Source organism: Amycolatopsis sp. NPDC047767 (assembly GCF_040704195.1).
GTDB lineage: Bacteria > Actinomycetota > Actinomycetes > Mycobacteriales > Pseudonocardiaceae > Amycolatopsis.
The window spans coordinates 218,084-243,716 of sequence record NZ_JBEYSJ010000006.1 but is presented as its reverse complement, the minus strand read 5'-3'; the positions used below and the strand labels follow the sequence as shown (position 1 = coordinate 243,716).

General features: G+C 71.3%; 23 protein-coding genes. 14 read left to right on the top strand and 9 right to left on the bottom strand.

Annotated features, from left to right (window positions below; genetic code table 11):
* Positions 1 to 25: 25 nt before the first annotated feature.
* Entirely contained in the window at positions 26 to 322 is a 297-nt protein-coding gene (locus AB0878_RS14065; protein ID WP_366579753.1) for a hypothetical protein, read from the bottom strand.
* Between the two features lie 96 nt (positions 323 to 418).
* Complete coding sequence (locus tag AB0878_RS14060) at positions 419 to 1,411, bottom strand: hypothetical protein (protein ID WP_285972627.1); 993 nt, start codon at positions 1,409 to 1,411, stop codon at positions 419 to 421.
* A gap of 194 nt (positions 1,412 to 1,605) precedes the next feature.
* On the opposite strand from AB0878_RS14060, the gene AB0878_RS14055 reads away from it, so the two are divergent.
* Positions 1,606 to 2,037 (top strand): hypothetical protein, encoded by a 432-nt coding sequence (locus tag AB0878_RS14055; RefSeq protein ID WP_366579751.1) that lies wholly within the window; start codon positions 1,606 to 1,608, stop codon positions 2,035 to 2,037.
* Here the strand turns inward: AB0878_RS14055 and AB0878_RS14050 are convergent.
* Positions 2,034 to 2,660 carry a TetR family transcriptional regulator gene (locus AB0878_RS14050; RefSeq protein ID WP_366579749.1) on the bottom strand — a complete coding sequence of 209 codons (627 nt, stop codon included), beginning with the start codon at positions 2,658 to 2,660 and terminating at the stop codon, positions 2,034 to 2,036. The genes AB0878_RS14055 and AB0878_RS14050 overlap by 4 nt on opposite strands.
* Positions 2,661 to 2,800: 140 nt before the next feature.
* Between AB0878_RS14050 and AB0878_RS14045 the strand changes: the two genes are divergently transcribed.
* Together AB0878_RS14045 and AB0878_RS14040 are read left to right on the top strand one after the other, a co-directional pair.
* On the top strand, positions 2,801 to 3,826 hold the full coding sequence (locus tag AB0878_RS14045; RefSeq protein ID WP_366579747.1) for an aldo/keto reductase: 1,026 nt from the start codon (positions 2,801 to 2,803) through the stop codon (positions 3,824 to 3,826).
* A 22-nt stretch (positions 3,827 to 3,848) separates the two neighbouring features.
* Positions 3,849 to 4,490 carry a dTMP kinase gene (locus tag AB0878_RS14040; RefSeq protein ID WP_366579745.1) on the top strand — a complete coding sequence of 214 codons (642 nt, stop codon included), beginning with the start codon at positions 3,849 to 3,851 and terminating at the stop codon, positions 4,488 to 4,490.
* Positions 4,491 to 4,494: 4 nt separating this feature from the next.
* Here the strand turns inward: AB0878_RS14040 and solA are convergent, their stop codons facing one another.
* The 3 genes from solA to AB0878_RS14025 all read right to left on the bottom strand — a co-directional run bounded on the left by solA (position 4,495) and on the right by AB0878_RS14025 (position 8,920).
* Positions 4,495 to 5,625, bottom strand: coding sequence for an N-methyl-L-tryptophan oxidase (gene solA / locus AB0878_RS14035; RefSeq protein ID WP_366579743.1), 1,131 nt, complete (start codon positions 5,623 to 5,625; stop codon positions 4,495 to 4,497).
* The gene (locus AB0878_RS14030) at positions 5,622 to 7,916 is read right to left on the bottom strand and encodes an FAD-dependent oxidoreductase (RefSeq protein ID WP_366579742.1); all 2,295 of its coding nucleotides are present in this window, start codon (positions 7,914 to 7,916) and stop codon (positions 5,622 to 5,624) included. Before AB0878_RS14030 ends, solA begins: the two co-directional genes overlap by 4 nt.
* 218 nt (positions 7,917 to 8,134) lie before the next feature.
* Positions 8,135 to 8,920 carry an IclR family transcriptional regulator gene (locus AB0878_RS14025; RefSeq protein ID WP_366579740.1) on the bottom strand — a complete coding sequence of 262 codons (786 nt, stop codon included), beginning with the start codon at positions 8,918 to 8,920 and terminating at the stop codon, positions 8,135 to 8,137.
* 167 nt (positions 8,921 to 9,087) lie between these two features.
* Between AB0878_RS14025 and AB0878_RS14020 the strand changes: the two genes are divergently transcribed.
* The 8 genes from AB0878_RS14020 to AB0878_RS13985 all read left to right on the top strand — a co-directional run bounded on the left by AB0878_RS14020 (position 9,088) and on the right by AB0878_RS13985 (position 20,660).
* Entirely contained in the window at positions 9,088 to 9,417 is a 330-nt protein-coding gene (locus AB0878_RS14020) for a bifunctional 3-phenylpropionate/cinnamic acid dioxygenase ferredoxin subunit (RefSeq protein WP_366579738.1), read from the top strand.
* Between the two features lie 180 nt (positions 9,418 to 9,597).
* Positions 9,598 to 10,275, top strand: coding sequence for an MtrAB system response regulator MtrA (gene mtrA / locus AB0878_RS14015; protein WP_139099890.1), 678 nt, complete (start codon positions 9,598 to 9,600; stop codon positions 10,273 to 10,275).
* A gap of 94 nt (positions 10,276 to 10,369) precedes the next feature.
* Positions 10,370 to 12,067, top strand: coding sequence for an MtrAB system histidine kinase MtrB (gene mtrB, locus AB0878_RS14010; protein ID WP_366579968.1), 1,698 nt, complete (start codon positions 10,370 to 10,372; stop codon positions 12,065 to 12,067).
* A complete protein-coding gene (locus AB0878_RS14005) occupies positions 12,064 to 13,815 on the top strand; it encodes an LpqB family beta-propeller domain-containing protein (protein WP_366579736.1) in 1,752 nt (583 codons plus the stop codon). The genes mtrB and AB0878_RS14005 overlap by 4 nt, the downstream gene beginning before the upstream one ends.
* A gap of 79 nt (positions 13,816 to 13,894) precedes the next feature.
* A complete protein-coding gene (locus AB0878_RS14000; RefSeq protein ID WP_366579734.1) occupies positions 13,895 to 14,704 on the top strand; it encodes a ComF family protein in 810 nt (269 codons plus the stop codon).
* Positions 14,705 to 15,244: 540 nt separating this feature from the next.
* Positions 15,245 to 15,952 carry a ribosome-associated translation inhibitor RaiA gene (gene raiA / locus AB0878_RS13995; protein WP_366579733.1) on the top strand — a complete coding sequence of 236 codons (708 nt, stop codon included), beginning with the start codon at positions 15,245 to 15,247 and terminating at the stop codon, positions 15,950 to 15,952.
* A 259-nt stretch (positions 15,953 to 16,211) separates the two neighbouring features.
* Positions 16,212 to 19,118, top strand: a complete 2,907-nt coding sequence (secA, locus tag AB0878_RS13990) for a preprotein translocase subunit SecA (protein ID WP_366579732.1) — start codon at positions 16,212 to 16,214, stop codon at positions 19,116 to 19,118.
* 333 nt (positions 19,119 to 19,451) lie between these two features.
* Positions 19,452 to 20,660 (top strand): cytochrome P450, encoded by a 1,209-nt coding sequence (locus AB0878_RS13985; RefSeq protein WP_366579730.1) that lies wholly within the window; start codon positions 19,452 to 19,454, stop codon positions 20,658 to 20,660.
* A 204-nt stretch (positions 20,661 to 20,864) separates the two neighbouring features.
* Here the strand turns inward: AB0878_RS13985 and AB0878_RS13980 are convergent, their stop codons facing one another.
* Positions 20,865 to 21,353, bottom strand: a complete 489-nt coding sequence (locus AB0878_RS13980; protein WP_366579729.1) for an Rv3235 family protein — start codon at positions 21,351 to 21,353, stop codon at positions 20,865 to 20,867.
* Between the two features lie 152 nt (positions 21,354 to 21,505).
* On the opposite strand from AB0878_RS13980, the gene AB0878_RS13975 reads away from it, so the two are divergent.
* A complete protein-coding gene (locus tag AB0878_RS13975) occupies positions 21,506 to 21,889 on the top strand; it encodes an HAD-IA family hydrolase (RefSeq protein WP_366579727.1) in 384 nt (127 codons plus the stop codon).
* Here the strand turns inward: AB0878_RS13975 and AB0878_RS13970 are convergent.
* Complete coding sequence (locus AB0878_RS13970; protein WP_366579726.1) at positions 21,882 to 22,643, bottom strand: RNA methyltransferase; 762 nt, start codon at positions 22,641 to 22,643, stop codon at positions 21,882 to 21,884. The two genes, AB0878_RS13975 and AB0878_RS13970, sit on opposite strands and share 8 nt — an antisense overlap.
* A 34-nt stretch (positions 22,644 to 22,677) precedes the next feature.
* Here AB0878_RS13970 and AB0878_RS13965 point away from each other — a divergent pair, with 34 nt between their 5' ends.
* Together AB0878_RS13965 and AB0878_RS13960 are read left to right on the top strand one after the other, a co-directional pair.
* Positions 22,678 to 24,084: a wax ester/triacylglycerol synthase family O-acyltransferase gene (locus AB0878_RS13965; RefSeq protein ID WP_366579724.1), complete on the top strand. Its 1,407-nt coding sequence runs from the start codon at positions 22,678 to 22,680 to the stop codon at positions 24,082 to 24,084.
* On the top strand, positions 24,081 to 24,572 hold the full coding sequence (locus tag AB0878_RS13960) for a hypothetical protein (protein ID WP_366579722.1): 492 nt from the start codon (positions 24,081 to 24,083) through the stop codon (positions 24,570 to 24,572). Before AB0878_RS13965 ends, AB0878_RS13960 begins: the two co-directional genes overlap by 4 nt.
* Positions 24,573 to 24,911: 339 nt before the next feature.
* Here AB0878_RS13960 and AB0878_RS13955 read toward each other — a convergent pair whose 3' ends face one another.
* Positions 24,912 to 25,628 (bottom strand): TetR/AcrR family transcriptional regulator, encoded by a 717-nt coding sequence (locus AB0878_RS13955; RefSeq protein ID WP_366579720.1) that lies wholly within the window; start codon positions 25,626 to 25,628, stop codon positions 24,912 to 24,914.
* Positions 25,629 to 25,633 lie beyond the last annotated feature (5 nt).

Sequence of the window (25,633 nt, the reverse complement as noted above, 5' to 3'; positions counted from 1 at the left end):
GGTCGCCCGCGTGGCGCCCGGCCGCTCAGAGCCGTTCGTCCCGCATCACCTCGAGGTTGTGGAACACCGGCGGTTCGTCGCACAGCTTGCCCATGCGCTCGGCGATCTTGGCGGTCGCCGGCAGCTCCGAGTTCCGCATCGCCTCTTCGTACGACGGGAACTCGACGAACTCCATGTACGTCCCGGGGTTGTCGCGGTCGCTCATCACCACCGCGTGGGTGGCCGTGCGAGTGCCCTGTGTCGCGGTTTTCCACTCGTCCATGAGCTCGTTCAGCTCGTCCGGGTGCGTGGTCTTGAACTCGATGACTTGTACGAAACTCATTTTCGGCTCCTGGTGAGGCTGCCCCGAAAACTCATCGTGCGCGTGGCACCGGGGCCCGTCAACGCAGGTCGGGGGCCCCGTTGTTCACCGGAGAGCTCAGTTCCACTCGACGGCGATGCCGGCCAGCCCCGGTCCCGCGTCGCGGAAGTAACCGCTTGTCACGCCACCCGTGTCGAGCGGGAGCTCTTCGGCCTCGACGGGCAGGGCGTCGTCGCGGGCGCGGACCTGGCGGGTGCAGCGGGCGGGCATCGCGGTGGGCGCGAACTGCAGCTGCAGCAGGTAGCTCGCAGCCTGGTCGCGCAGCATGCGGTAGTAGCCGGGGAACAACGCGCTGGAGTCGTCGCGCACCTCGAAGCAGAAAACGTGGATGTCGCCTTCGCCGAGTTTGCGGTCGAAGAGCAGCTCGGTCGCCATCGTCTCGCCGCCGGGGTGGCGCCGGATCCGCCCGACGCGGCAGCCCTCGGCGGTGATCAGCTCGACGTCGTCGATCTTGCAGCCGGGGTCGCCGTTGTACACGGTCACGTAGCGGTCGGGGCCGTGCCGCCGGGCGCGCGTGACCAGGCGCGTGCGGATGCTGACCTGGCGGCGGCGCTCGTCGACCGTAATGCGGTCGTGGACCGAGAGCAGCTCCAGGTCGGCGTTGGAGTGGTTCGACGAGGGCAGCACGCCCAGGTCGGTGAGCAGCTGGTCGACGATCGAGCCCATGTCGCCCGAGCGCAGGTCGTGGAACGACACCGCGGCCTGGTGCCCGCGCGGGCGGGCGGTGCGCGGGCCGATCAGCACCACGAGCGAGTCGGCCGGCAGCTGCAGCACCGACTCCAGCGCGCGCACGGCCGGCAATGCTTTGGGCACTTCGGGCTGGCGCAGCCCGCGCTGCCAGTAGCTGAGCGTCGACTGTCCAATCTGGACACCGCGCAGCGCCAGGTGGGCGCGCAGGCGGGCCAGTGACAGTCCCCGGTGCGAGATGGCCGTGCGCAGGGCGTGGTGGAACTCGCCGGTGCGCAACGCGTCGGCCAGCTCGGCGGGCAGGTCGCCCGAGCCACGGCGAACAGGTTCGATGATCAGTGCGCCTTCCCCGTCTCGAGACACCGCTTGTCCCTTCACCAGACCAGTGTGGAGATCACTGCGTGCGCCGGCCGTGAACACCGCGGAACGTTCACGTTAGCAGCGCACGGTAGCCGCTCCGACCCCCGTTCGGGGTGGTTGGCCACGCAAGGGTGCCCATTCCGTGTTCCAGAACTGACCCGGAACGCGTTGATCACCGGAAGAGCATCTTGCTCCGCGTGACCGCACTGTTCACCGTTGTGACGACCGAGGGGCACATCGTGGGGTGGGGAGGTTCCGTGCCGGTGTTCGTCAAGCAGTCACTCGTCACCGTCCGGGCCGCCGTCCACCGTGGCCGGGTCCGGATCGAGAGAGTACGCACCACAGGCCGGGTTCTGGCGCTCGTGGTGCTCGTCGGCACGGCGTTGCTGACGTCGGCACCGGGCGCGAGCGCGGCGCAGCCCTCCGGCGTCGGCAACGCCCACCTCGTCCCGCAATCGGCCACCGGCGAGGCGCGTGCCGTCCGGCTCGTCGCCGACGTCCTGCCGCGCGGCGACACCCCGCCGCCCGAGGACCACGACTCCGGCTGGCTGCCGCTGCTCATCCTCGCGGGCCTGCTGCTCACCGGCGGCGGGGGCTACCTGCTGCACTCGCGGCGCCAGGCCGCCTAGGGCGTACCGGCCGGCCCGGCGGTGCCGTCCCTCCCGCCGGGCCGCCGGTCGACCACCGGCTCGTCCGGCGCGACGGCCACGGCGTCCAGCGCCGCGCGCAGGTAGGGGATCAGGCCTTCGGCGTCGGGGCCCGTGAGCACGGTCGAGCCCAGCAGCATGCGGTTGAGCAGCGTCCCGGCGCAGATGGCGATCAGCAGCGCGGAGCGAGCGGTCGCGTCGGTGCCGGGCAACGCGTCGGCGAGCCGGGCCTGGTAGTTGCGCTCGATGCTCGCGCGCATGATCTCCGCTGCGCGCGGGTTGGCGACCGAGCGCAGGGTGAGCAGCATCCCGTCGGACGCGTGCGGGTCGTCGCCGGTCAGCAGGGCTCGCGCCGCCTCGGCGTTGAGCTCGGGCGTCATCATCATCGACTTCTCGAACGCGACTTCGACGACCTCGGCGAAGAGCCCTTCCTTCGAGCCGAAGTACTTGCCGATCAGCCGCGCGTCCACGTCGGCGGCGCGGGCGATCTCGCGGACGCCGGCGCCGTCGTAGCCGTGCTCGGTGAACGCCTTGCGGGCGGCGCTCAGGATCGCCGCCCGGGTGGCCACGGGGTCCCGGCGCTTCGGCGTCGGATCAGGACTCATGGTCGCCAGCGTACGAGCCTGGTCCCCGGTTCCGGGGCACGTGCGGGTTGCTAAGTCCGCACTCGTGGACTTAGTGTGGTCCACAGGTGCGGACTTAGCCGCACCGACGAGAGCAACCACCGCGACTAAGGATTCCTTCCATGCCTGCTTCCCAGGGCCCCATTCCCCAGCGCCGGCTCGGTTCGAGCGGTCCCGCCGTCGGCGCCGTCGGTTACGGCGCGATGGGCTTCGCCCGTCCGTACGGACAGGCCGAGGACCACGCCACCGACGACACCGCCGACGCCCTCATCGGCCGCGCGCTGGACCTCGGCGTCACCCTGGTCGACACCTCCGACATCTACGGCGCCAGCGAGGAGGCCATCGGCAAGGCGATCGCGCGCCGCCGCGACTCGGTCGTGCTGGCCACCAAGTTCGGCATCGTCCGCGGTCCGTTCGACGGCGCTCCGGCGATCATCAACGGCCGTCCGGAGTACGTCCGCGAACGCATCGAGCGGTCGCTGACCAGGCTGGACACCGACCACGTCGACCTGTACTACCAGCACCGCGTCGACCCGGACACGCCCATCGAGGAGACCGTCGGCGCGATGGCCGAGCTCGTGGCGGAGGGCAAGGTCCGGTACCTCGGGCTGAGCGAGGCCGCGCCCGACACGATCCGCCGCGCGCACGCCGTGCACCCGATCACCGCCGTGCAGACCGAGTGGTCGCTGTGGTCGCGCGACATCGAGGACGAGGTGTTCCCGCTGTGCCGCGAGCTCGGCATCAGCGTCGTGCCGTACAGCCCGCTGGGTCGCGGGATGCTCACGGGCAAGCTCACCTCGTTCGACGACCTGCCGGAGAACGACTACCGGCGCAAGATGCCGCGGTTCGCGCGGGAGGTGTTCGAGGCGAACCTCGCCGCCGTGGAAGTCGTGCGCGACATCGCCGCGGCCCACGCCGCCGCGCCCGGCCAGGTCGCGCTCGCGTGGCTGCTGGCGCAGGCGCCGGACGTGGTCCCGATCCCGGGCACGCTGCACGTCGGCCGGCTGGCGGAGAACGCCGGCGGCGCTTCGCTGGAGCTCACCGGCGACGAGCTGAAGCGGCTTGACGCGCTGACGGTGACCGGCGAGCGCGAGGTCGCGCTGGACCACAACTGGTCCTACGGCGTCACCCCGCCATTGGCCCGGTAGCGCCTGTCCTAGGGTGAGCCCCGTGGGGCGACTGGTCGTGATCGAAGGTCTGGACGGTGCCGGCAAGCGCACCCTCGCGGACGGGCTCACCGCTGAGCTGGAACGCGAGGGCGCGCGGGTCGGCAGCCTGGCGTTCCCGCGTTACGGCCGCAGCATCCACGCGGACCTCGTGCGCGAGGCCCTGCACCGCGGCCACGGCGACCTCGCCGACTCCGTCTACGGCATGGCCCTGCTCTACGCGCTCGACCGCAGCGGCGCGGCCGACGAGATCCGCGCGCTGCTGGCCGACAACGACGTGGTGCTGCTCGACCGCTACGTCGCCTCGAACGCCGCGTACGCCGCCGCGCGCCTGCGCGAGAACGGCGACGGCGACGTCGTGCGCTGGGTGTGGGGCATCGAGGTCGAGCGCTTCGCGCTGCCGCGGCCCGACGCGCACCTGCTGCTGCGGGTGCCGCCGGAGGTTGCCGCCGAACGGGCCGTCCGCCGGGCCGCCGCGGACAGCGAGCGGGCGCGGGACGCGTTCGAATCCGATGACGCCCTGCAGCAGCGGTGCGCCGCCGTGTACGACGAGCTGGCCGCGGCCGGCTGGCTCGCGCCGTGGCACGTGCTCGACGGGGTGGCCGGTGTCGACTTGCCGACGTTGGCCAAGTCGCTGCTGTCCTGAGCGATCAGCGTTCGTCGAAGCGCGCGGGGTCGAAGAGGGCGATGGGGTGCGTCGTGCTCCCGTCGACGACCAGATCGGCCACGATCTCGCCGACCACGGGCACGAATTTGAAGCCGTGCCCCGAAAACCCGCACGCCACGACCACCCGCGGGTGTGCCGGGTGCCGCGCGATCACGAAGTCCTCGTCGGGCGTGTTCGTGTACAGGCAGGTCGCGGCGCGGCGGAACGTGCCCAGCGCCGGCAGCCGCGAGCCGACGAGCTCGGTGACGGCGCGCACCTCGTCGTCGTGCACGCGGCGGTCGATCGTGTCGGCCGTGCACGGCGTGCCGGCGAGGTGCGAAGCCACCTTCACGCCCTGCGGTGAGTGCGCGGGAAAGCCGTAGAACTGTTCGCCCTGCTCGGTTTCCCACAGGTACACCGGGTGCCGGCCGGGCGCGAACGGCGCCGCGTCCGCCGGTTCGAACCAGTACTGCACCTGCCGCTGCACCTCGAAGTCCACCCCGAGGTCGGCCAGCAGCGCCGGCGCCCACGCGCCGGGGCACAGCACCAGCCGCGAAGCCGTGTAGTAGCTCGACGCGGTCCCCACGCGTACGCCCGACTCCGACGTGCTCCACGTGAACACCTGCTCCTCGTGGTGCAGCTCGGCGCCGTGGCGCGCGGCGAGCTGCAGGTGCGCGGCGACACTGCCCTCCGGCGACACGAACCCGGCGCCCGGCTCGTAGAGCGCCACCTCGTCGTCGCGCGGGGACATCGTCGGGAAGCGGCGGCGGATCTCCGCCGCGTCGAGCAGCTCGTGCGGGATGTCGAACTTCTCGGCCGAGAGCACGCTGCCGGTGATCGTGCGCGAGTCCGGCGGTCCGGCCATCAGCCCGCCGCAGCGCGTGAACAGGTGCCGGCCGCTGTCGCGTTCGATCTCGTCCCACAGCTCGTGGGCGCGCAGCAGCAACGGCACGTAGTCGGGGCCTTCGAGGTAGGCCTGGCGCGTGATGCGCGAACCGCCGTGGCTGGAGCCGAGGTTGTGCACGGGCGCGAACTGGTCGATCCCGAGCACCCGTTGTCCGCGCTGTGCGAGCCGGTACGCCGCGGCGCTGCCCATGCCGCCGAGGCCGATCACGATCACGTCGTAGTGCGTCAAGCGGTTCTCCTCGTGCTGCGCGGTCCTTCGGGATCCACGACCGCCGGCACCCGCCGGCCGAAGTACTCGATCTCCACCGGTGTACCAGGTTTCGCGCATTCGACGGGAAGCCACGCGTACGCGAGGTTCTCGCCGACGGTGTGGCCGCGTGCCGCACTCGTCACGTAGCCCGCTGGCCGGCCCTCGAAGTACACGGGTTCCTTGCCCAGCACCAGATCGTCGGTGACCAGCGACGTCAGCCGGCGCCCGACGGTGGCGGCCGAGCGCCCGAGCAGCGCGTCACGGCCGAGGAAGTAGCCCTTGTCCATCCGCACGGCGAACCCGAGCCCGGCCTCGTACGGATCGTGCTCCGCGGTGAAGTCGACGCCGCAGGTGGGCCGGCCGTCCTCCCGCCGCAGGCTCGACAACGCGTGGTGCCCGGCGGCGATGATCCCGTGCGGCTGTCCGGCTTCCCACAGCGTGTCCCACAGCAGCCGTCCCAGATCCGCGCTCGTGTGCAGCTCCCAGCCCGGATCACCGGACCGGGGCAGCACGAGCACCGGCACGGTGCCGACGAACGCGGTGCCGGCGCCGTCCGCCGGCAGTTCCGTTGTGGACAGTGGGGCCAGCACCCGCGCGGCGAGCGGTCCCCACACGCCGAGACAGCACGTGCCCGCCGTGGTTTCGTGGATCTGCACCGTGCCGTCGCCGGGCAGGTGACGGCGCAGCCAGTCGACGTCGAGGGCGCTGTTGGCCCCGATGTGGAACCGGTCGGCGGCCAGGCTCGCCACCGTGAGATCGCTGCGGACACCGCCGTCTTCGCCGAGCAGCAGCGTGTAGGTGACCGCGCCCGGCGCGTGGCCGAGCTCGTTGGTGGTCATCGTCCGCAGGAACGGCAGCGCACCCGGTCCGGTGACCTCCAGGCGGGTCGCCGGCGTCAGGTCGAACACCGCCACGCGCTCGCGCGCGACGATCGCCTCGGCGCTCGCCGTCCGCGGTTCGGACGACGCCGGCACGCGGGACAGCTCGGGCAGGGTTTCGTTGGCGGAGAACCATTCCGGGCGTTCCCAGCCACCGGTTTCGGCGAAGCGCGCGCCCAACGCGACGTGCCGCTCGTAGAACGGCGACGTGCGCAACGGCGGCCGCGGCCGGTCGGACCGGGGGCCCGCGAACGTCCGGATCGCGCGGTCCCGCACGTGGTCCGGCGCGAGCTGCACCCGCTCGAACCGGGCGAGGTCGCTCGCGTGCAGGTCGAGCCGGGGCTGCCCGTCGACGAGCCACCGCACCACCTCCCGTGCCACGCCGGCGGCGTGCGGGAAGGCCACGGCCTCGGCGACCCAGAAACCGTCGAGGTCCGGGTGCTCGCCGAGCAGCGGCTTGCCGTCCGGGGTGGCCGCGACCAGGCTGGTCACGCCGTCCTCGACCTTCGCGTCGGCCAGCGCGGGCAGCAGGCGCACGGCCTCGGCCCAGGGCTGCTCGAAGTCCGCGGGGGCGAACGGCCCGGCCGTGCGGGGCGCGGTGCTGCCGAGGCCGAGGCGGTCCACGTGCTCGCGCACGGACAGCCCGCCGTGGCGCAGCACCGGCTTGCCCGCCTCCGTGAAGTCATCGTTGTCACCGGCGAGCGCGGGCAGCGCAACGGTGCGCGCGTAGTGCTGCGCCAAGGACACCAGTGGCACGGCCAGGTCCATCAGCCGCCCGATCGCCGGCGCGCCCACCCCCGCGCAGGACACCACGACGTCGGCGCGGAACCGGTCGGTCTCGGTGCGCACGGCCGTCACGCGCCCGCCGCCGCGTTCGACGGCCACGACCCGCTGTCCCGCCAGGAACCGCGCGCCGCGGTCGATCGCGCGCCGGGCCTGGGCCTCGGCGGCACGCAGCGGTTTCGCCACGCCGTCACCCGGGGTGTGCAGGCCGGCGAGGATCTGCGCGGGGTCCAGCAGCGGGTGCAGCTCGGCGCATTCGCGCGGTGAGCGCAGGTACGCGCGCACGCCCCACGACGTCGCCCAGCCGTGCCGTCGTTGCAGCTGCGCCAGCTGCTGCGGCGTCGTCGCGAGCTCCAGGCCGCCGACGGGCTGGAAGCACCACCGGCCCTCCAGCGTCAGCGAGCCGTATTTGGCCACGGTGTACTTCGCGAACTCCGTCAGCGTGCGGTCCGCGTCGGTCTGGTGCACGAGGCCCGGTCCGTCGGCGGTGAAGAGCGGCCCCTGCTCCAGCACCGTGACGTCGGTCCAGCCGCGTTCGGTGAGCTCGTCGGCCAGCGCGCAGCCGACCTGCCCGGCGCCGATGACGACCACTCGCGGTCGGGCTGCCATCGCGTACCTCCTGGCCGGGGTTCACCGGGCGCGCCGAACGACCCGCCGGGCACGGGCCAGGTTGCGGATGGGGGTGTGTGTTCCGTCTTCTGCAACAAAGTGCGGGATCGCGGGGGCGCGTGTCAAGACCGCGCGAGGAAGGGGTTTTTCGCTTGCGCCCGGGCAGGTGAAGCCCGTAACGCGGACGCCGGCAGAGGCGATCCGACGCCGGGGGAGTGTCAGCCGGCGTAGTAGCCCAGTTGCGCCGAAAGTTCTTTCGCCGCTTCGGTCATCGGCCGCACGATCTGCTTGATCCGCTGCTTCGACAGCCGGTACGACGGCCCCGACGCGCTCATCGCCGCCACGACCTCGCCGCCCGGGCCGTGGATCGGCACCGCGACGGCGTGCATGCCGAGCTCCAGCTCCTCGAAGCAGGCCGCGTAGCCGTCCTCGGCCACGCGTTCGACTTCCGACTCGAGCTCCTCGGGGTCCACGGTCGTGCGCGGCGTGTACTGCTCGAGGCCGTGGCCGAGCACGCGCTTGCGGTCGGCCTCGCCCATCGCGGCCAGCAGCACCTTGCCGCTGGAGGTCGCGTGCAGCGGCGTGCGCTGCCCGGTCCAGTTCTGCGTGGTGATGGCGGCCGAGCCGCGGGCCTGGCTGATGTTGATGGCCACGCCGTCGTCGGCGATCGCGATGTTCACGGTCTCGCCCAGCTCCTCGGCCAGCGCCTGGCAGGTCTGGCGGCCGAGCTTCGCGAGGTCCATGCGGCCGGTCGCCGCGCCGGCGAGGCGGACGATGCCGAACCCGATCGCGTACTTCCCGCGCTCGCCCAGCTGCTCGACAAGGCCGTGCTGTTCCAGGACACTCAGCAGCCGGGACGCCGTCGACTTGTGTACCCCGAGCTCACCGGCGATCTCCGTGATCCCCGACTCCCCGTTGCGCGCGAGCAGTTCCAGCACGTTGATCGCGCGGTCGACCGACTGAACTTGGCTTCCCGTTGCGTTGCCCGAGTCCTGGTTCCGCATAGCGCAACACTAACGGCTGGACGGCGATCTGTTCGGCTGAGCGGGCGAATCCCTTGACGACGGGGGCCGGCGGGCCGCACTGTTGCGCACAGTGCACATCGACGCGTCATGCGCAACATTCACCAACCGCTCCCGGTTCCCGTGACCCGTTTCCCGGAGGCTTCCCGATGATCCGTGCCTGCGCCGTCGCCGACCTGCCCGAGGGCGAGTCCCTCCGCATCGACGGCCCGACCCCGATCGCCGTCTTCCACACCGCCACCGGCTTCTACGCGATCGACGACACCTGCACCCACCAGGACGCCTCGCTCGCCGACGGCTGGCTCGAAGGCTGCTTCGTGGAGTGCCCGCTGCACGCGGCCCAGTTCGACCTGCGCACCGGCGCGCCGACGTGCCTGCCCGCGAAGGACCCCGTCCGCACCTACTCCGTGGTGGTCACCGACGGTGTGGTGTTCGTCGACGCGCCGGTGCCGGCCGTCGTCGGCGAGGGTGTCGCGTAGCTCTTCCCACCCGAGGCCCGTGGGGGTTCCCGAGCGCCTGCCCGAGAGCCTTCACGGGCCGTCCAACGCCTGCTCCGGCACGCCCGGATGGAGCAACCCGGGCTCGCGATCTTGATCTTTCTGGTGGTCAAACGCGCGGGTCGTGCTCGACGGCGGCGCAAGTAGTGCGAACATGTGCTCATGAAGGCACGTGTCTTGGTGGTCGACGACGACCCCGCGCTGGCGGAGATGCTCACCATCGTGCTCCGCGGCGAGGGGTTCGACACCGCGGTGGTCGCGGACGGTTCGCGCGCGCTGCCGGCGCTGCGCGAGCTCAAACCGGACCTGGTCCTGCTGGACCTGATGCTGCCCGGCATGAACGGCATCGACGTCTGCAAGGCGATCCGCGCCGAGTCCGGTGTGCCGATCGTGATGCTGACCGCCAAGAGCGACACCGTCGACATAGTGCTGGGCCTGGAGTCCGGTGCCGACGACTACGTGGTCAAGCCGTTCAAGCCGAAGGAGCTCGTCGCCCGGGTGCGCGCCCGCCTGCGCCGCACCGAGGCCGAGCCCGCCGAGTCGCTGACCATCGGCGACCTGGCGATCGACGTGCCGGGCCACGAGGTCACTCGCGAGGGCAAGGCCATCCCGCTCACGCCGCTGGAGTTCGACCTGCTCGTGGCGCTGGCCCGCAAGCCGCGCCAGGTCTTCACCCGCGAAGTGCTGCTGGAGCAGGTGTGGGGCTACCGCCACGCGGCGGACACGCGGCTGGTCAACGTGCACGTCCAGCGTCTGCGTTCGAAGGTCGAGAAGGACCCGGAGCACCCTGAGGTGGTGTTGACGGTGCGCGGCGTCGGTTACAAGGCCGGCCCGCCGTGATGGCCCGATGACGGCTTCCGCGGCAGCCGGCCCACCCGCCGGGACGAAGAGTCACCCGAAGGTGGGACGGCCGACCGCTTTCGCCCGAGCCACGGTGCGCCTCGTCCGGCGCCTCGTGGTCTTGGCGCGCCGCCGGGTGGTGGCGTTCAACGAGCTGTGGCGCCACTCGCTGCAGTTCCGCGTGACGATCTCGACGCTCGCGCTGTCGGCCGCCGTGGTTTTCGTGCTGGGCATGGTGCTGCAGAACCAGATAACCGAGCGCCTGCTCGACACCAAACGCAAGGCCGCAGTCGAGCAGACGCAGGCGCTGGCGGACACCGCGGCGCGTGAACTGGTGGGCGTCGGCGGCGAGTCGCCGGACGCGCTGCACACCCGGCTTGAGAACGCGTTGAAAAAGATCTCCACGACTTCGGCGTCGCCCACGGGGTCCACGGCGGGCACGTTCGAGCCGGTGCTCGCGAGCGTCGGACGCGACCAGTCCGACGCCGACCCGGTGTTCGTGGGGCCGTTCACGTCGGTGCCGGTGCGGCTGCGCCAGTTCGTGGAGGGCGACAACCTCGCGCGCGTCGAGCACACCGTCTCCGAGAACGGCGCGACGACCACATACCTCATCGTGGGCACGCCGCTGAGCTCGGTGGCGAGCCCGCTGCAGCTGTACTTGCTGTTCCCGCTGACCAGCGAGCAGAACACCGTGTCGACCGTGCAGAACACGCTGCTCGTCGGCGGGCTCGTGCTGCTGCTGTTGCTGGCCGGCATCACGAACCTGGTGGTCCGGCAGGTGGTGCGGCCCGTCCGCCAGGCCGCCGCGGCGGCCGAGCAGTTCGCGGGCGGGGACCTGGAGCAGCGCCTCGCCGTGGTCGGGGAAGACGACCTGGCGAAGCTCGCCGTGTCGTACAACGGCATGGCCGCGAGCATCCAGCGCCAGATCCGCCAGCTCGAGGAGTTCGGCGGGCTGCAGCGCCGGTTCACCTCCGACGTCTCCCACGAGCTGCGCACCCCGCTCACCACGGTCCGCATGGCCGCCGACGTGCTGCACGCGTCACGCGAGCAGTTCCCCGCCGGCCTCGCGCGGTCCACGGAGCTGCTGGTCGACGAGCTCGACCGCTTCGAGGCGCTGCTCGGCGACCTGCTGGAGATCAGCCGCCTCGACGCCGGCGTCGAAGAACTGTCGGCCGAGTACATCGACGTGCGGCCGATCGCGACGCGCGCCGTCGAGCAGGTGCGCGTGATCGCCGGGACCGCGGGCAGTTCCGTCGAGCTGATCCTGCCCGAGGAGGACGCCTCCGCCGAGGTCGACGCCCGGCGCGTGGAGCGGATCCTGCGCAACCTGCTGGGCAACGCCGTCGACCACAGCGAAGGCAAACCCGTGCAGCTCACCGTCGCCGTGAACGAGACGGCGGTGGCCATCACCGTGCGCGACCACGGCGTGGGCCTGCGCGCGGGCGAGGCCGACCTGGTGTTCAACCGGTTCTGGCGCGCCGACCCGTCGCGCAACCGGCGCACCGGCGGCACCGGCCTCGGCCTGGCGATCAGCCAGGAGGACGCGCGGCTGCACGGCGGCGTCCTCGACGCGTGGGGCGAGCTCGGCCAGGGCGCCTGCTTCCGGCTCTTGCTCCCGCGCCACCAGAACGTGCCGATCGAGGAGAACCCGCTGCGCCTGCCGCCACCCGACGCCACGGCGGAGATCACGCTGTCGCCGTCGTCGGTGCTCGAGGTGCAGCCGGCACCCGACGCGATCCTCGCCGACCGTGATCCCGAACGCGACGCCGACCGCGAGGAGGTCGGCCGGTGAGGCGTGTTTTCGCCGTGCTGGCGTGCTTGTTGCTGCTCGCCGGCTGCGCCAACGTGCCGCTGGAGTCGCAGCCGCTGGTCGTGTCCGTGGACTCGACGCCGCCGCTGGCCAACGACGCGCCCGAGCCGGAGCACGGCCTCGCCCCGCTCGACATCGTGCGGGAGTTCATCCGCAACAACGGCGACCCCCGGTCCAACAACGCGGCCGCGCGCGCGTACCTCGACGACCAGCAGCGCAGCGCGTGGAAACCCGGCCGGGCGATCACGATCATCGACAACACGTTCAGCACCGTCTACGAGACACCGCCTCCGTCGCCGTCCACGACGACGCCGCCGGACCCGAACGTGCGCAACGTGGGCCTGCGCGGGTTCACCCTCGGCACGCTGAGCGCCGACAGCGCGTTCATCCCCGGCTCCGGCCCGGCCGAGCAGACGATCCAGGTGCGCAAGCAGCCGAACGGAGAGTGGCGGATCTCCAGCGCGCCGCCCACGCTGCTGGTGACCGACGACGACTTCGAGGCGAACTACAACCGCGTCGCCGTGAGCTTCTACTCGCCCGACTCCGGCGCCTTCGTGCCCGACCTGCGCTATGTGCCCGCGAAACCGCAGTCGGGCCTGCCCGGGCGCGTGATGGACCTGATCCTTCAGGGACCGTCGGCCGGGCTGGCCGGAGCCGTGAAGAACCTGCTGGGCGACCAGGTCACGCTCGACACCAACGTCAAGAACAGCGACGACGGCTCACTGCTCGTGCAGCTCTCGGGGCTCACGGGGGCGAGTCCGGAGACGAGAACGCTGATCGCGGCGCAGATCATGCTGTCGATGCAGGCCGTCACGTCCACCCGCGTCCGGCTGCTCGCCGACGGCCAGCCGCTCGTGCGCGGCCACGAGTACTGGCGCAGCAGCGACGTGCCCTCCTACAGCGCGGCCTCGTCGCCGAGCGCCGACCTGCTGGGCATGATGACAGTCGACGGGCGCATCCGCTCGCTCGGCGACGGCGCGCCCATCGCGGGGCCGGCGGGCAACGGCGGGTACGCCGTGGTCAGCGCTGCGCAGTCGATCGACGGCAAGCGGCTCGCTGTGGTGGAGCGCAACGGCGACCGCGTTCAGCTGCGCGTCGGCGACCTGGGCCGCGACCTGCCGCTGGTGGACCTCTCCGGCGGTTCGCTGAGCCGCCCGACCTGGCGGCCGGCGCCGAGTGAGGCCGGCCCGTCGGGCGAGGTGTGGACCGTGGTGGACCACTCGATCGTCGCCCGCATGGTCCTCGACCCGACCGGCCACTGGCTGCGCCAGAGCGTGAACGCCAACGACCTGCTCGCCCTCGGCTCCGACATCGACGCCCTGCGCCTCTCTCGCGACGGTGCCCGCGTGGCGGCGATAGTCAACGGCCAGCTCGTGGTCGCGGCGGTCGTGCGCAACGGCGACACCGTGACGCTGCGGGAGCCGCGCGTGCTCCAGCCGGGTGACCTGTCGGACGTCGTGGACCTCGACTGGGGTTCGACGGCCGACTCGCTGGTGGTTGTCACGTCGTCCAGTTCGCAGCCCGTGCAGCGCGTTTCCGTGGACGGGCGCCGGATGGACGCGTTCAACGGCTCGAACCTGACCGCGCCGGTCACGGCGGTCACGGCGGCGCCCAACCGGCCCATCGTGGTGGCCGACCCGGGCGGGCTGTGGAACGCCACCGAACTGGGTGAGGTCTGGCGGCCCCAGGCCCACACGATGCTGCACGCGTCGCCGTTCTACCCGGGCTGACGAGGGTTTCTCGCCCGTTTTCGATCGGCGCGGGCTCGAGGCGCCGAAACTGTCGGTGCCCGGGTGCACACTGCGAGTCATGGTTCTCGATCTGCTCGTCCCGGCCCGGTGCGCCGGCTGTGGTGCCCGCGGTGTCCCGTGCTGCGCGGAGTGTTCGCGGGTGTGGGGGTCACTCACGGAGGTGGTCCGCGCGCCGCTGACCGGTCTCGCGCTGGCGTACGCGCTGGCCCGCTACCAGGGCGTGGCCAAGCGCGTCCTGATCGCCTACAAGGAGCGTGGCCGTCGTGATGTCGCGCCGGCACTCGGTCGGGTGCTGGCGTCCGCGCTGGCGGCATTGCCGCGGGCCGGTGTGCCCCGCGCCGGCCCGCGCTGTGAGGGACACTCACTCGGTGGACCTTCGTTCGGTGAACCGGGCGTCGTCGGGTCTTCGCGCGGCGGTCCGCGGCTCGAAAAGCCCGTGGCCGCCGGGGGTTCCGCGGTCGCCGGCGATCTCATGTTCGCCGGGGATTCCGCGCGCGCCGGGCCGTGGTGTCTCGTCCCGGCACCGAGCCGTCGCTCGGCTTCACGCCTCCGTGGTGGCCCGCACGTGCAGCGCCTTGCCGAGGCCGCCGCGCGCTGTCTCGCCCGGACGGGCGCCGAGGCCTTCGTCGCGCCCGCTCTCGAGTTGAAGGGCGCCCGTGACGCCGTGGGTCTCAGCCGGGCGGAGCGCGTCGCCAACCTGGCCGGGCGGCTGCGGTTCGTGCCCGCGGGCGGGCCTCCGCCGGGCAGCCGGGTCGTGGTGCTCGACGACGTGATCACCACCGGTGCCACGGCGGCCGCGTGCGTGCGAGCACTCACCGACGCCGGGGTCGCCGTGTCGGCTGTGGTCGCGTTGCTCGCCGCAGGGTGAGCAGACGTCACCTACACGAGTGATGTCAAGAGGGAACGCGACGCGACGGCGGGCCGTTGTCGGGACATGAGGGTCAGGCTCGGAATCACGCGGGCGGCCGAACACTCCACCGGGGTGGCGGCTGCGGCGCACAGGGCCGTGACTCTCGGCTTCCGGGCTCCCGCACCGTTGCGCCGTAAGCGTGAAAACGCAGTGATCGCGTTCGGCCGTCAGGGGCGGGATTTCGGGCTGCACACGGGGGTTTCGCTGCGCGCCGTAATGGGTTCCCGAATCGTGACATCCCCCGGCCCGGGGGCTGTTGCGAGCGGCGTGATGAAGCTAACGTGCTCCGCTATCAGCAATCCCCGCAGGCAGGGAGGTGTGCAGCCCATGTCCCTGGCGCCGGAGGCGCGCTGAGTCCGCGCTCGAGCATCCGCCACGAGACGTCGTGACCGGCCATCGAGTTCTTCTCAGCCCACCAGATCCGGGCTCCGTCCCCGCAGTACCGGCGCCGTGTGAACACACAACAGCTCGCAGTCATCTCAGCGAGGGAGGTCGTGTATGGACATCGTCGTAAAGGGCCGCAACGTGGAGGTGCCCGACCACTACCGGGCACTCGTCAGCGAAAAGCTGGCCCGTCTTGAGCGCTACGACAAGAAGGTCATCCGGTACGACGTGGAGTTGTTCCACGAGCCGAACCGCCGGCAGGCGAAGAGCTGCCAGCGCGTCGAGATCACCGGGAAGGGCCGCGGTCCGGCCGTACGCGCCGAAGCGTGCGCCGCGGACTTCTACGCAGCGCTCGACTCCGCCGTCACGAAGCTGGAGAACCGGCTGAGGCGGACACACGACCGGAGGCGCGTGCACTACGGGCGCAGCCGCCCGGAGTCGGTCGCCGAGGCGACCTCGATGGCGATGGCCGGCGGATCGCCGGACGCCGTCGCCCGTCCCACCGCGAGCACGGCGGTGCTGGAGGCACCCGCCGCGGACACGGCCGAACCGATCACCGAAGGTTTCGCGGCCGTCAGCTCCGGTGAGATCACCCTGCCCCAGCAGAAACGCTGGGAAGACGAAGATCTGGGCTACCAGCCCGGCCGCGTCGTCCGCGAGAAGAAGCACAACGCGGACCCCATGTCGGTGGACCAGGCTCTCTACGAGATGGAGCTGGTCGGCCATGACTTCTACCTGTTCAACGACTCCGAGTCCGGGCGGCCGAGCGTCGTGTACCGGCGGAAGGGTTTCGACTACGGCGTGATCCGGCTCGGCGGCTGAGCCCGCCGACCCGGCGTGGCCGGGGGGAGCCGGCCGGCGCCACGGGTGGCCCGCACGCGAGCGCGTGCGGGCCACCCGCGTGCCGGGAGTAGGGTGCGAAGGGGCCTCTCGTGACCTTCTGCGAGCACGTGCGTGCGCGGACCACTGTGTGTTCCCTACGATGTGGTGAGACGGCGGCGCCGCACTACGAGTGCGCGCCGTGCCCACAAGCCCGGGACCGGCTCGGGTGCGATCATGATCAGCTAGTGAGGTCGACCGGATGGTGCTGAACCGCCTGCTCCGCGCGGGTGAGGGCAAGATGGTGAAGCGGCTGCGCAACATCGCCGATCACATCAACACCCTCGAAGACGACGTGAAGGACCTGTCGGACGCCGAACTGCAGGCGAAGACCGGCGAGTTCAAAGAGCGGTACGGCAAGGGCGAGACGCTCGACGAGCTGCTCCCGGAGGCCTTCGCGGTCGCCCGCGAAGCCGCCAAGCGGGTGCTCGGCCAGCGGCCCTACGACGTGCAGATCATGGGCGGTGCCGCACTGCACCTCGGGCAGGTCGCCGAGATGAAGACCGGTGAGGGCAAGACCCTCACCTGCGTGCTCCCGGCGTACCTCAACGGGCTGTCCGGCAAGGGCGTGCACGTCGTCACCACCAACGACTACCTCGCCAAGCGCGACGCGGAGTGGATGGGCCGCATCCACCGCTTCCTCGGGCTCGAGGTCGGCGTGATCCTCGCCGAGCAGGACCCGCAGGAGCGCCGCCGGCACTACGAGGCCGACGTCACCTACGGCACGAACAACGAGTTCGGCTTCGACTACCTGCGCGACAACATGACGTGGTCGCTCGACGAGTGCGTGCAGCGCGGGCACAACTACGCGATCGTGGACGAGGTCGACTCGATCCTCATCGACGAGGCGCGCACGCCGCTGATCATCTCGGGCCCGGCGGACCAGTCGTCGCGGTGGTACATGGAGTTCGCCCGCCTCGCGCCGCTGATGCAGGGCATCGACACCACCACGATGGGCTCGCGCGAGCGCGTCGAGAAGGCCAACCTGATCAACTCGAAGTACCACTACGAGATCGACGTGCGCAAGCGCACTGTGGCGGTCACCGAGAAGGGCGTGCGGTTCGTCGAGGACCAGCTCGGCATCGAGAACCTGTACGAGGCCGCGAACACGCCGCTGGTCGGCTACCTCAACAACGCGTTGAAGGCCAAGGAGCTCTACAACAAGGACAAGGACTACATCGTCCGCGACGGTGAAGTCACGATCGTCGACGAGTTCACGGGCCGCATCCTGGTGGGCCGCCGCTACAACGAGGGCATGCACCAGGCGATCGAGGCCAAGGAGAAGGTCGAGATCAAGGCCGAGAACCAGACGCTCGCCACGATCACGCTGCAGAACTACTTCCGCCTGTACAACAAGCTCTCGGGCATGACCGGTACGGCCGAGACCGAGGCCGCGGAGTTCCACCAGACCTACAAGCTGGGTGTGGTGCCGATCCCGACCAACCGGCCGATGGTGCGCGCCGACCGCGCCGACCTGATCTACAAGACCGAGCAGGCCAAGTTCGAGGCCGTCGCCGAGGACATCGCCGAGCGGCACGAGAAGGGCCAGCCGGTGCTGGTCGGCACCACGAGCGTCGAGAAGTCCGAGCACCTCTCGAAGCTGCTGCTGAAGCTGGGCGTGCCCCACGAGGTGCTGAACGCGAAGTACCACGGCCGGGAGGCGCTGATCGTCGCGCGCGCCGGCAAGCTGGGCGCGGTCACGGTCGCCACGAACATGGCCGGCCGCGGTACCGACATCGTGCTGGGCGGCAACCCGGACATCATCGCCGACCAGGAGCTGCGTGAGCAGGGCCTGGACCCGGTCGAGAACTCCGAGGAGTACGAGGCCGCGTGGCCGAAGGTGCTCGAGGAGATCAAGGCCGGCGCCAAGGAAGAGGCCGAGCAGGTCCGCGACGCGGGCGGCCTCTACGTGCTGGGCACCGAGCGCCACGAGTCCCGCCGCATCGACAACCAGCTGCGCGGTCGTTCCGGCCGTCAGGGCGACCCGGGCGAGTCGCGGTTCTACCTGTCGCTGGGCGACGACCTCATGCGCCGGTTCAACGCCGTGATGGTGGAGCGCGTGATGACCACGATGCGCCTGCCCGACGACGTGCCGATCGAGCACAAGATGGTCTCCAAGGCCATCAAGAGCGCGCAGACGCAGGTCGAGCAGCTCAACATGGAGACGCGCAAGAACGTCCTCAAGTACGACGAGGTCATGAACGAGCAGCGCAAGGTGATCTACGCCGAGCGCCACCGCGTGCTCGAGGGCGAGGACCTGCGTGAGCAGATCGAGCACATGACCATCGACGTGGTCGGCGCGTACGTCGACGGCGCCACCTCCGAGGGCTACGCCGAGGACTGGGACCACGAGCAGCTGTGGACCGCCCTCAAGACGCTCTACCCCGTCGGCCTGAACTGGGACGACCTGGTGGAGGAAGGCGACCTCGACGCCGAGGGCCTGCGCCAGGCGCTGGTCGACGACGCCATCGACGCGTACAACAAGCGCGAGGCGGAGATCGACGAGCTGGTGGGCGAGGAGGGCGCGATGCGCCGCCTCGAGCGCCAGGTGATGCTGACCGTGCTGGACCGCAAGTGGCGCGAGCACCTCTACGAGATGGACTACCTCAAGGAGGGCATCGGCATGCGGGCGCTCGCTCAGCGCGACCCGCTGATCGAGTACCAGCGCGAGGGCTTCGACATGTTCCGCGCGATGCTCGACTCGCTGAAGGAGGAGGCCGTCGGCTTCCTGTTCAACCTCCAGGTCGAACGCAGCGAGCCGGAACCCGCGCCGCAGCTGGACCCGTCGGCGCTGCCCGCGGGCGTCACCTCGGCCACCGCCGCCGCGGCCGCCTCCTTCGGCAACGACAGCGGCCGCCACTCGCGCCCGACCCCGCCCCAGCCGCCCACGACCGACACCGAGTCGGTCCCGTCGGCCTTGCGCGGCAAGGGCGTCGGCGGCGGCGTCCAATCCGGACTGACCATGTCCGGCCCCGCCGAGGGCGGCGGCGTGGAGTCCCATTCGGACAGTGCCGACTCCGACAGCGCCGGCGCGGGCAACACCCGCCGCGAACGCCGCGCCGCCGAGCGCGCACAGGCGAAGAAGGGCAAGAAGGGCCCGCGTCGCTGACGCAGGTTTTGAAAAGGGCGGGCCGCATTCGTGCGGCCCGCCCTTTTCGTGTGCTGTGCCGGGCCGCGTTCGGGCGCCGCCAGGGGACGGTCTGGTAGCGGGCGGCACGCGGTGTGACTGCAGGCCAGTGCCGTCGGCGCAGCTTTCTCGTGCTGAGGCCGGTGTTCGTGCCTGGTGCGGTTGGTGCCGCGCCGTGTGCTGCCGGCGCCGAGGCAGCTTGTGGACGCCGGCGGCGTGGTCAAGCGCGCGTCGCGGGTGCGCCTCGCCTTCACGTGACGCAAACGGGGTTCGCGCATAACGTGGTCGATGGTGGTGCCGTCGAGGGGGAGAGCTGTGGCTGACCTGGAAACCTTCACGCAGATGTTCGCGCCCGAGCACAAGGCGGATCCGTACCCGCTGTACCGCAAGTGGCGCGAGGCCGAGCCCGTCGCCGAGATCGCGCCCGGGTTCCTCGTGGTGAGCGCGCTGGCGGAGGCGACGGATGTCGTGCGCGATCCCGCGTTCGGGCACCCGCGGCCCGAGGTTCTCGACCCGGTCACGCTGCACCCGGACGACCTGGTCGACGCCGAGGGCCGCCCGGTGGTGTCGTTCCTCGGGCTCAACCCGCCGGACCACACGCGCCTGCGCCGGCTCGTGTCGAAGGCGTTCACGCCGCGGATGGTCGAGCGCCTGCGCCCGCGGGTCGAGGACATCACGGCGCGCCTGATCTCCGACCTGATCGAAGCCGGTTCGGCCGATCTGATGACCGCGCTGGCCGCACCGCTGCCGGTCGAGGTGATCAGCGAGATGCTCGGCGTCCCGACGGCCGACCGTTCACGCTTCGCCGAGTGGTCGCACGCACTGGCCCGCGCGCTCGACCCCTCGTTCCTCGTTGCCGACGCGGTACTCGAGGAAGCGGGCGAAGCCGGCCGCGAGTTCAACGCCTATTTCCGCGAGCTGGCCGCGGAACGCCGCCGCAAACCCGGCGAGGACCTCCTGTCGGACCTCGTCGCCGTCACCGACCAGGGCGACAAGCTCACCGAAGCCGAGCTGCTGGTCACGCTCACCCTTCTGCTCGTCGCCGGCCACGAGACCACCACCAACCTCATCGGCAACGGCGTCCTCGCCCTGCTCGGCACCGAAGCCGGCCTCCGCGCCCTGGGTGACGACGGCGCCCTCGCGCCCAACGCCGTCGAAGAAGTCCTGCGCCACGACTCCCCGGTGCAGCTCACCAGCCGCGTCGCGCTGCAGCCCACGCGCGTCGGCACCACCGACGTCGCCCCCGGCGCCCAGGCCATCGTCCTCATCGGCGCCGCCAACCGCGACCCCGCCACCCACCCGGACCCGGACACCTTCGACCCCACCCGCGAGCCCTCCCGCCACCTCGCCTTCGGCCAGGGCATCCACTTCTGCCTCGGCTCACCCCTGGCCCGCCTCGAAGGCCAGACCGCCCTGCGCGAACTCGCCGTCCGCACGCCCACCCTCCACCTGGCCGGCCCCCCGACCTGGAACCCGACCATCACCATGCGCGGCCTGTCACACCTCCCGGTGGCGCTCGGCTGACGCCCGCGCGGTCTTACGCGGCGAACCGCGCGGCCGGCGCCGAGAACCGGAGGCCTGGCCCGACCGCCGACCCGTCGCGAAAGCCCGCGCCGAAGAAGTGGCGCTGACCGGGCCGGTCGCCATTTCCGCGACGGGCTCCTCGCGAAACCGAGAACCCCGCCGCCGACCTGACGCCGTGACCTGCTGTTTGGGACACCCGTCCCATCAAGCAGCCGACGGGCGCACCGGTACGGCACGCGCCGGACCCAGGCGCGGGGCCAGCAAGTGGAACCGCGTGCACACCCACCCCGTCCGCGTGCGTTCGAAGCGGGCCGCCAAGGCGAGCACCCGAGGTCCGCTCCGGATGGTCGTGGCGGCTTCCAGCGCGAGGTCCGTCGGATGACACACGTGCAGCGCGCCGATTCGGTGGCGTGCGGCAGGCAGGCGGCCGTGGGTCAGGAGCCGCGCGAACAGGGCCGGGTCCACCAGGTTCTGCACCTGCGCCGCGGCGCGGCGGCCGCCGAGGACTTCGAGGATGGCGTTGAGGCGGCCGGTCAGCTGGCGTTCGCTCGGGGGTCCCAGCAGCTGCACCACGTTGTGGCCCGTGGGTGGCAGGTCGCGCACCGGCGGGCGGTGCCGCGTGACGTGGCGGACGGGGCGGGGCCGGGTGGCGGGCTCGCTGCCCGCGAGGCCCCGGAGGCGGTGGGTCGTCATGTGTTCCTCCCCTGAAACGCGGACGATCCGCTGCAGGTAGTGGCCGGGCAAAGCCGAAACCGGGACCGTCGGCGCCTGATCCGGCGAAATCCGCGAATCCGCCCATTTCGATCTGCAATTTGCGCTATGTCCCGCATCGCTAGGGTGAGCGCGTGCTCAAAGGCTTGCTGGTCGACTACGCCGGCGTCCTCACCGACCCCGACGCCCACCTGCTCTACGACTACCTGCGCGCCATCCGCTCCGGCGGCACGCGCACCGGGCTGGTCTCCAACGCGCCCGGCGCCACGTCGGCCGTCCGGCACGAGCTGGCCGACTACTTCGACACGCTGGTTTTCTCCGGCGAAGTCGGCGTCGCCAAACCGGACCGCGAGATCTACCTCGTGGCCGCCGACCGCCTCGGCCTCGCCGCGGCCACCTGCGCGTTCGTGGACGACGCCGCCCGCAACGTCCGCGGCGCCGCGGAGGCGGGCATGGTCGCCATCCACCACGTCACGATGGCGGACACCCTCGAAGAGCTGGCCGCTCTCTTCAGCTAGCCCGGCGTACCAGCTCGAACGACAGCACCGCGGCCGCCGCCGAGACGTTGAGCGACTCGACGTCGCCGGGCATCGGAATCGACACCCACTCGGTCACCAGTTCGGCCACAGCCGCGCCCACGCCTTCGGTCTCCCCGCCCAGCACGAACGCCGCCCGCTGTGGAAGCGGAACGTCGAACACCGTCGACTTGCCCGACGCACTCAGCGCGTACAGGCCGTACCCCGCGTCAGTCAGCATTTCCGCCGCCTCACGCGCGCTGCCGCACCGCAGCACCGGCGCGCGGAACGCCACGCCGGCCGAAGCCTTGACCACCATCGGATCCAACGCGGCCACCCCGCGCCGCGGCACGGTCACGCCTTCCAGGCCGGCGGCGGTGGCCGTGCGCAGGATCATGCCGACGTTCGCGGGCGTCGTGATGCCGTCGAGCAGCAGGACCCGCGCGGGCGGGCGGCGGTCGTCCAGCGCGGCGGCGAGCGAGCGCATCCGCGGTGCGACGACGTCGGCCAGCACGCCCTGGTCCTGCTTGCCGTTGCCGGCCAGCACCTTCACCCGGTGCGCGCTCGCGCGCTGCACCGGCACCCCGGCGTCCCTCGCGGCGCGCTGGATCTCGGCGGCGGCCGGGCCGCGGGCGGTGTCGGCGAGGATGACCTTGTCCACCTGCAGACCGCCGTCGGCCAGCGCTTCGAGCACCGGCTTGCGCCCGTAGACGGTCAGGAACCGGTCTTTCGGAGAAACCTCCGCCTCATCACCCACGCCGGTCAGTCTCGCACTGTGTAAGGATCGGCTCATGCCCGACCGCCTGTCCGCGCTCGACGCCTCGTTCCTGTACGTCGAGGACCACGCGACCCCGATGCACGTCGGCGGCGTGGCGATCTTCGAGCGCCCGCGCAGCGGGTTCGACTACGCGCAGCTGCTCGACCTCATCGGCTCGCGCCTGCCGTTCCTGCCGCGCTACCGCCAGCGCGTGCTCGACGTCCCCGGGCACCTCGCCCGGCCCGTGTGGGTGGACGACGTCGACTTCGACCTCAACTACCACGTCCGCCGCTCCGCCCTGCCCCAGCCGGGCACCGACGAGCAGCTGTTCGACCTGGTCGCGCGCCTGATGTCGCGCCGGCTCGCGCCCGAGCGCCCGCTGTGGGAGGCCTACTTCGTCGAGGGGCTGACCGGCGACCGCGTGGCGCTGGTGACCAAGACGCACCAGTCCGTTGTGGACGGTGTCGGCACCATCGACCTCGGCCAGCTCATCCTCGACGACGCCCCGGCGCCACCCGAGCCGTACGAGGACACCTGGACCCCGCGGCGCGAGCCGAGCCGCGCGCAGCTGGTGTTCGACGCCGTCAGCGAGGCCGTGCAACGCCCCGGTGAGCTCGTGGAGAACGTCCGCTCGGCCGCCAACGACGCGCTGACGTCGGTCGGCAAGGTCGCCGAGACGCTGGGCGACGTGGCGTCCACGCTGCGCACGGTCGTCAACCCGGCGCCGCAGGGCCCGCTCAACGTGCGCGTGTCCGGCGGCCGGCTGTTCTCCGTGGTGCGCACGCGGCTGGAGGACTACCGCAAGATCCGCGCGGAGCACGGCGGGACCGTCAACGACGTCATCCTCACCGCGATCACCGGCGCGCTGCGCGAATGGCTCCTTTCGCGCGGGGTGAACCTCACGTCGACGGCCACCGTGCGCGCGCTGGTGCCCATGGCCGTGCGCGACAAGGACACGGCCGAGTACTCCACCCCGGCGCTGGTCGGCAACCAGGTCGCGGCCTACCTCGTCGACCTGCCGGTGGGCGAGCCGAACCCCGTGCTGCGGCTGCAGCACGTCGGCCACGCGATGACCGAGCACCTCGACTCCGGCCGTTCCGTCGCCGCGCGCGGCCTGCTGAAGGTGAGCGGCTTCGCCCCGGCGACGCTGCATTCGCTCGGCGCGCGGGCCGGCGGCTCGCTGTCGGGCCGGATCTTCAACCTCATGATCACCAACTCGCCGGGGCCGCAGGAGCCGGTGTACGCGGGTGAGGCGAAACTGATCGAGATGTTCCCCGTGATGCCGCTGATGCGCACCCAGGCGCTGGCGATCGGGGTCACGTCCTACCACGGCGGTGTCTACTTCGGACTCAACGGCGACCGCAAGGCCGCGTTCGACGTCGACCTGCTCGGCGGGATGATCGAAGAAGCGTTGGAAGAGCTGAAGGGTGCGCACTGGTGAGGGTCTACATTCCGGCGACGATCGCGATGCTTCGCGAACTCGAGTCGAACGGCGAGTTTCGCGCTCGCAGTGGGACGGCGTTCGCGTTGACGCCCGCGCTGCGGGAGGCGTATGTGAGTGGCTCCGATGAGGAGCTGGAATATGCGGCATTGCTGGACGCTGCGCGGGCGTCGCTGCGGTTGATCAATGCCGAGGAGAAGGGCGAGCCTCGGCGGGCGGTGGTGTCGGCTGATGTGGACGGGGTGACGTTGCGGGCGGATCTTGATGCTGCTGTTGTGCGGTTGGGTGGGCCGGTTGCCCTCTCGCAGATTGCGGCGATTCATGTGGATTCCGCCGAGGCGGCGGACGCGGTTGCGGCGGCTGCGGCGGTGATCGATGCTGCGGATTTGGGGGATGAGGACGCGGAGTTTGTGCTGGGGGATGCGGAGGATCATGAGTTGGCTTGGTATGCGCCGCAGGAGTTGCCGTTTTTGTTGGAGCTGATGTAGGGGGTTCTGGGGCCTTCTTGGGGGTTCGGGGGACTTTAAAGAATAAAAGAGTGTCCTCGCCGGACGGGCAGGTCTCCGAGATGGTGGGGTGGGCGGGGACGTCGCGTTCGTGGGTGGCCTGCCGCCATCTCGTCGACCTCCACAAGGGCTATCACGCCGCGTCAAGGGGGCGGGTTGGGTGGGCGGGTGTGGGGGTGTGGAGGGTGCCCCCTTGACACGGCGTGATTGGGCTGCGCCAGGTCGACGAGATGGCGGAGAGGCCGCCCACTTGTGGGGGTTGGGGTGAGGTTGTCTCTGTCTGTTGTGGACGGAGGTGTGTCGAGTGCTTTGAGTCGCTCGCTAGTGGCGGTCCAAGCCGTCGATCATCAAGCCCACCGTGAAGTCGAAGCGGGAGTGGCCGTCGCCGGCGGTGAGTTCGGTGGCGTGGCGGGTGGTGTGGGGGAATTGGGTGGCGGGTAGGGATGCCAGGCGGTGGCGGAGTTCGTCGCGGTCTTGGACCCAGGTGGTGTCGTCGTGGGGGGAGTGGTGGTGGGCGATGGAGAGTTCGAGGCAGTAGGACGCGACGTAGAGCAGGAGTGCGTCGATGGCCCACGCGGCGGGCTGGGGGGCGACGCCGCCGGTGAGCAGGATGGCGAGTAGGCCTTCGTTGATGCGGACGGCTTGCAGGTCGGTGGGGACCATGGCGAAGGCGGCGGCGGAGATGCCGGGGTATTTCAGGTACTGGTCGCGTAGTTGTTCGCACACGTCGCGGATTTGGTGGCGCCACTCGTCGGCGGACGGGGTGGGGAGCGTGAGCTCGGAGCAGAGGCGACCGATGAGCAGGTCGCCGAGGTCGGCTTTGTTGACGACGTGGTTGTAGAGCGACGCGGGGCCGGTGTCCAGGGCGTCGGCGAGGCGGCGCATGGTCAGGGCCTCGTAGCCGTCGCGGGCGATCACCTCGAGCGCTGTGTCGATGACCTGTTCCACGATCGCTGTCTTGCGGCGGCGCCGTGGTCGGGTGTCGGCCTGGAGGGTCGGCGGCTGGTGGCGCGCCGCGCGTCGCTCGCGGGGGTTCACGAGGG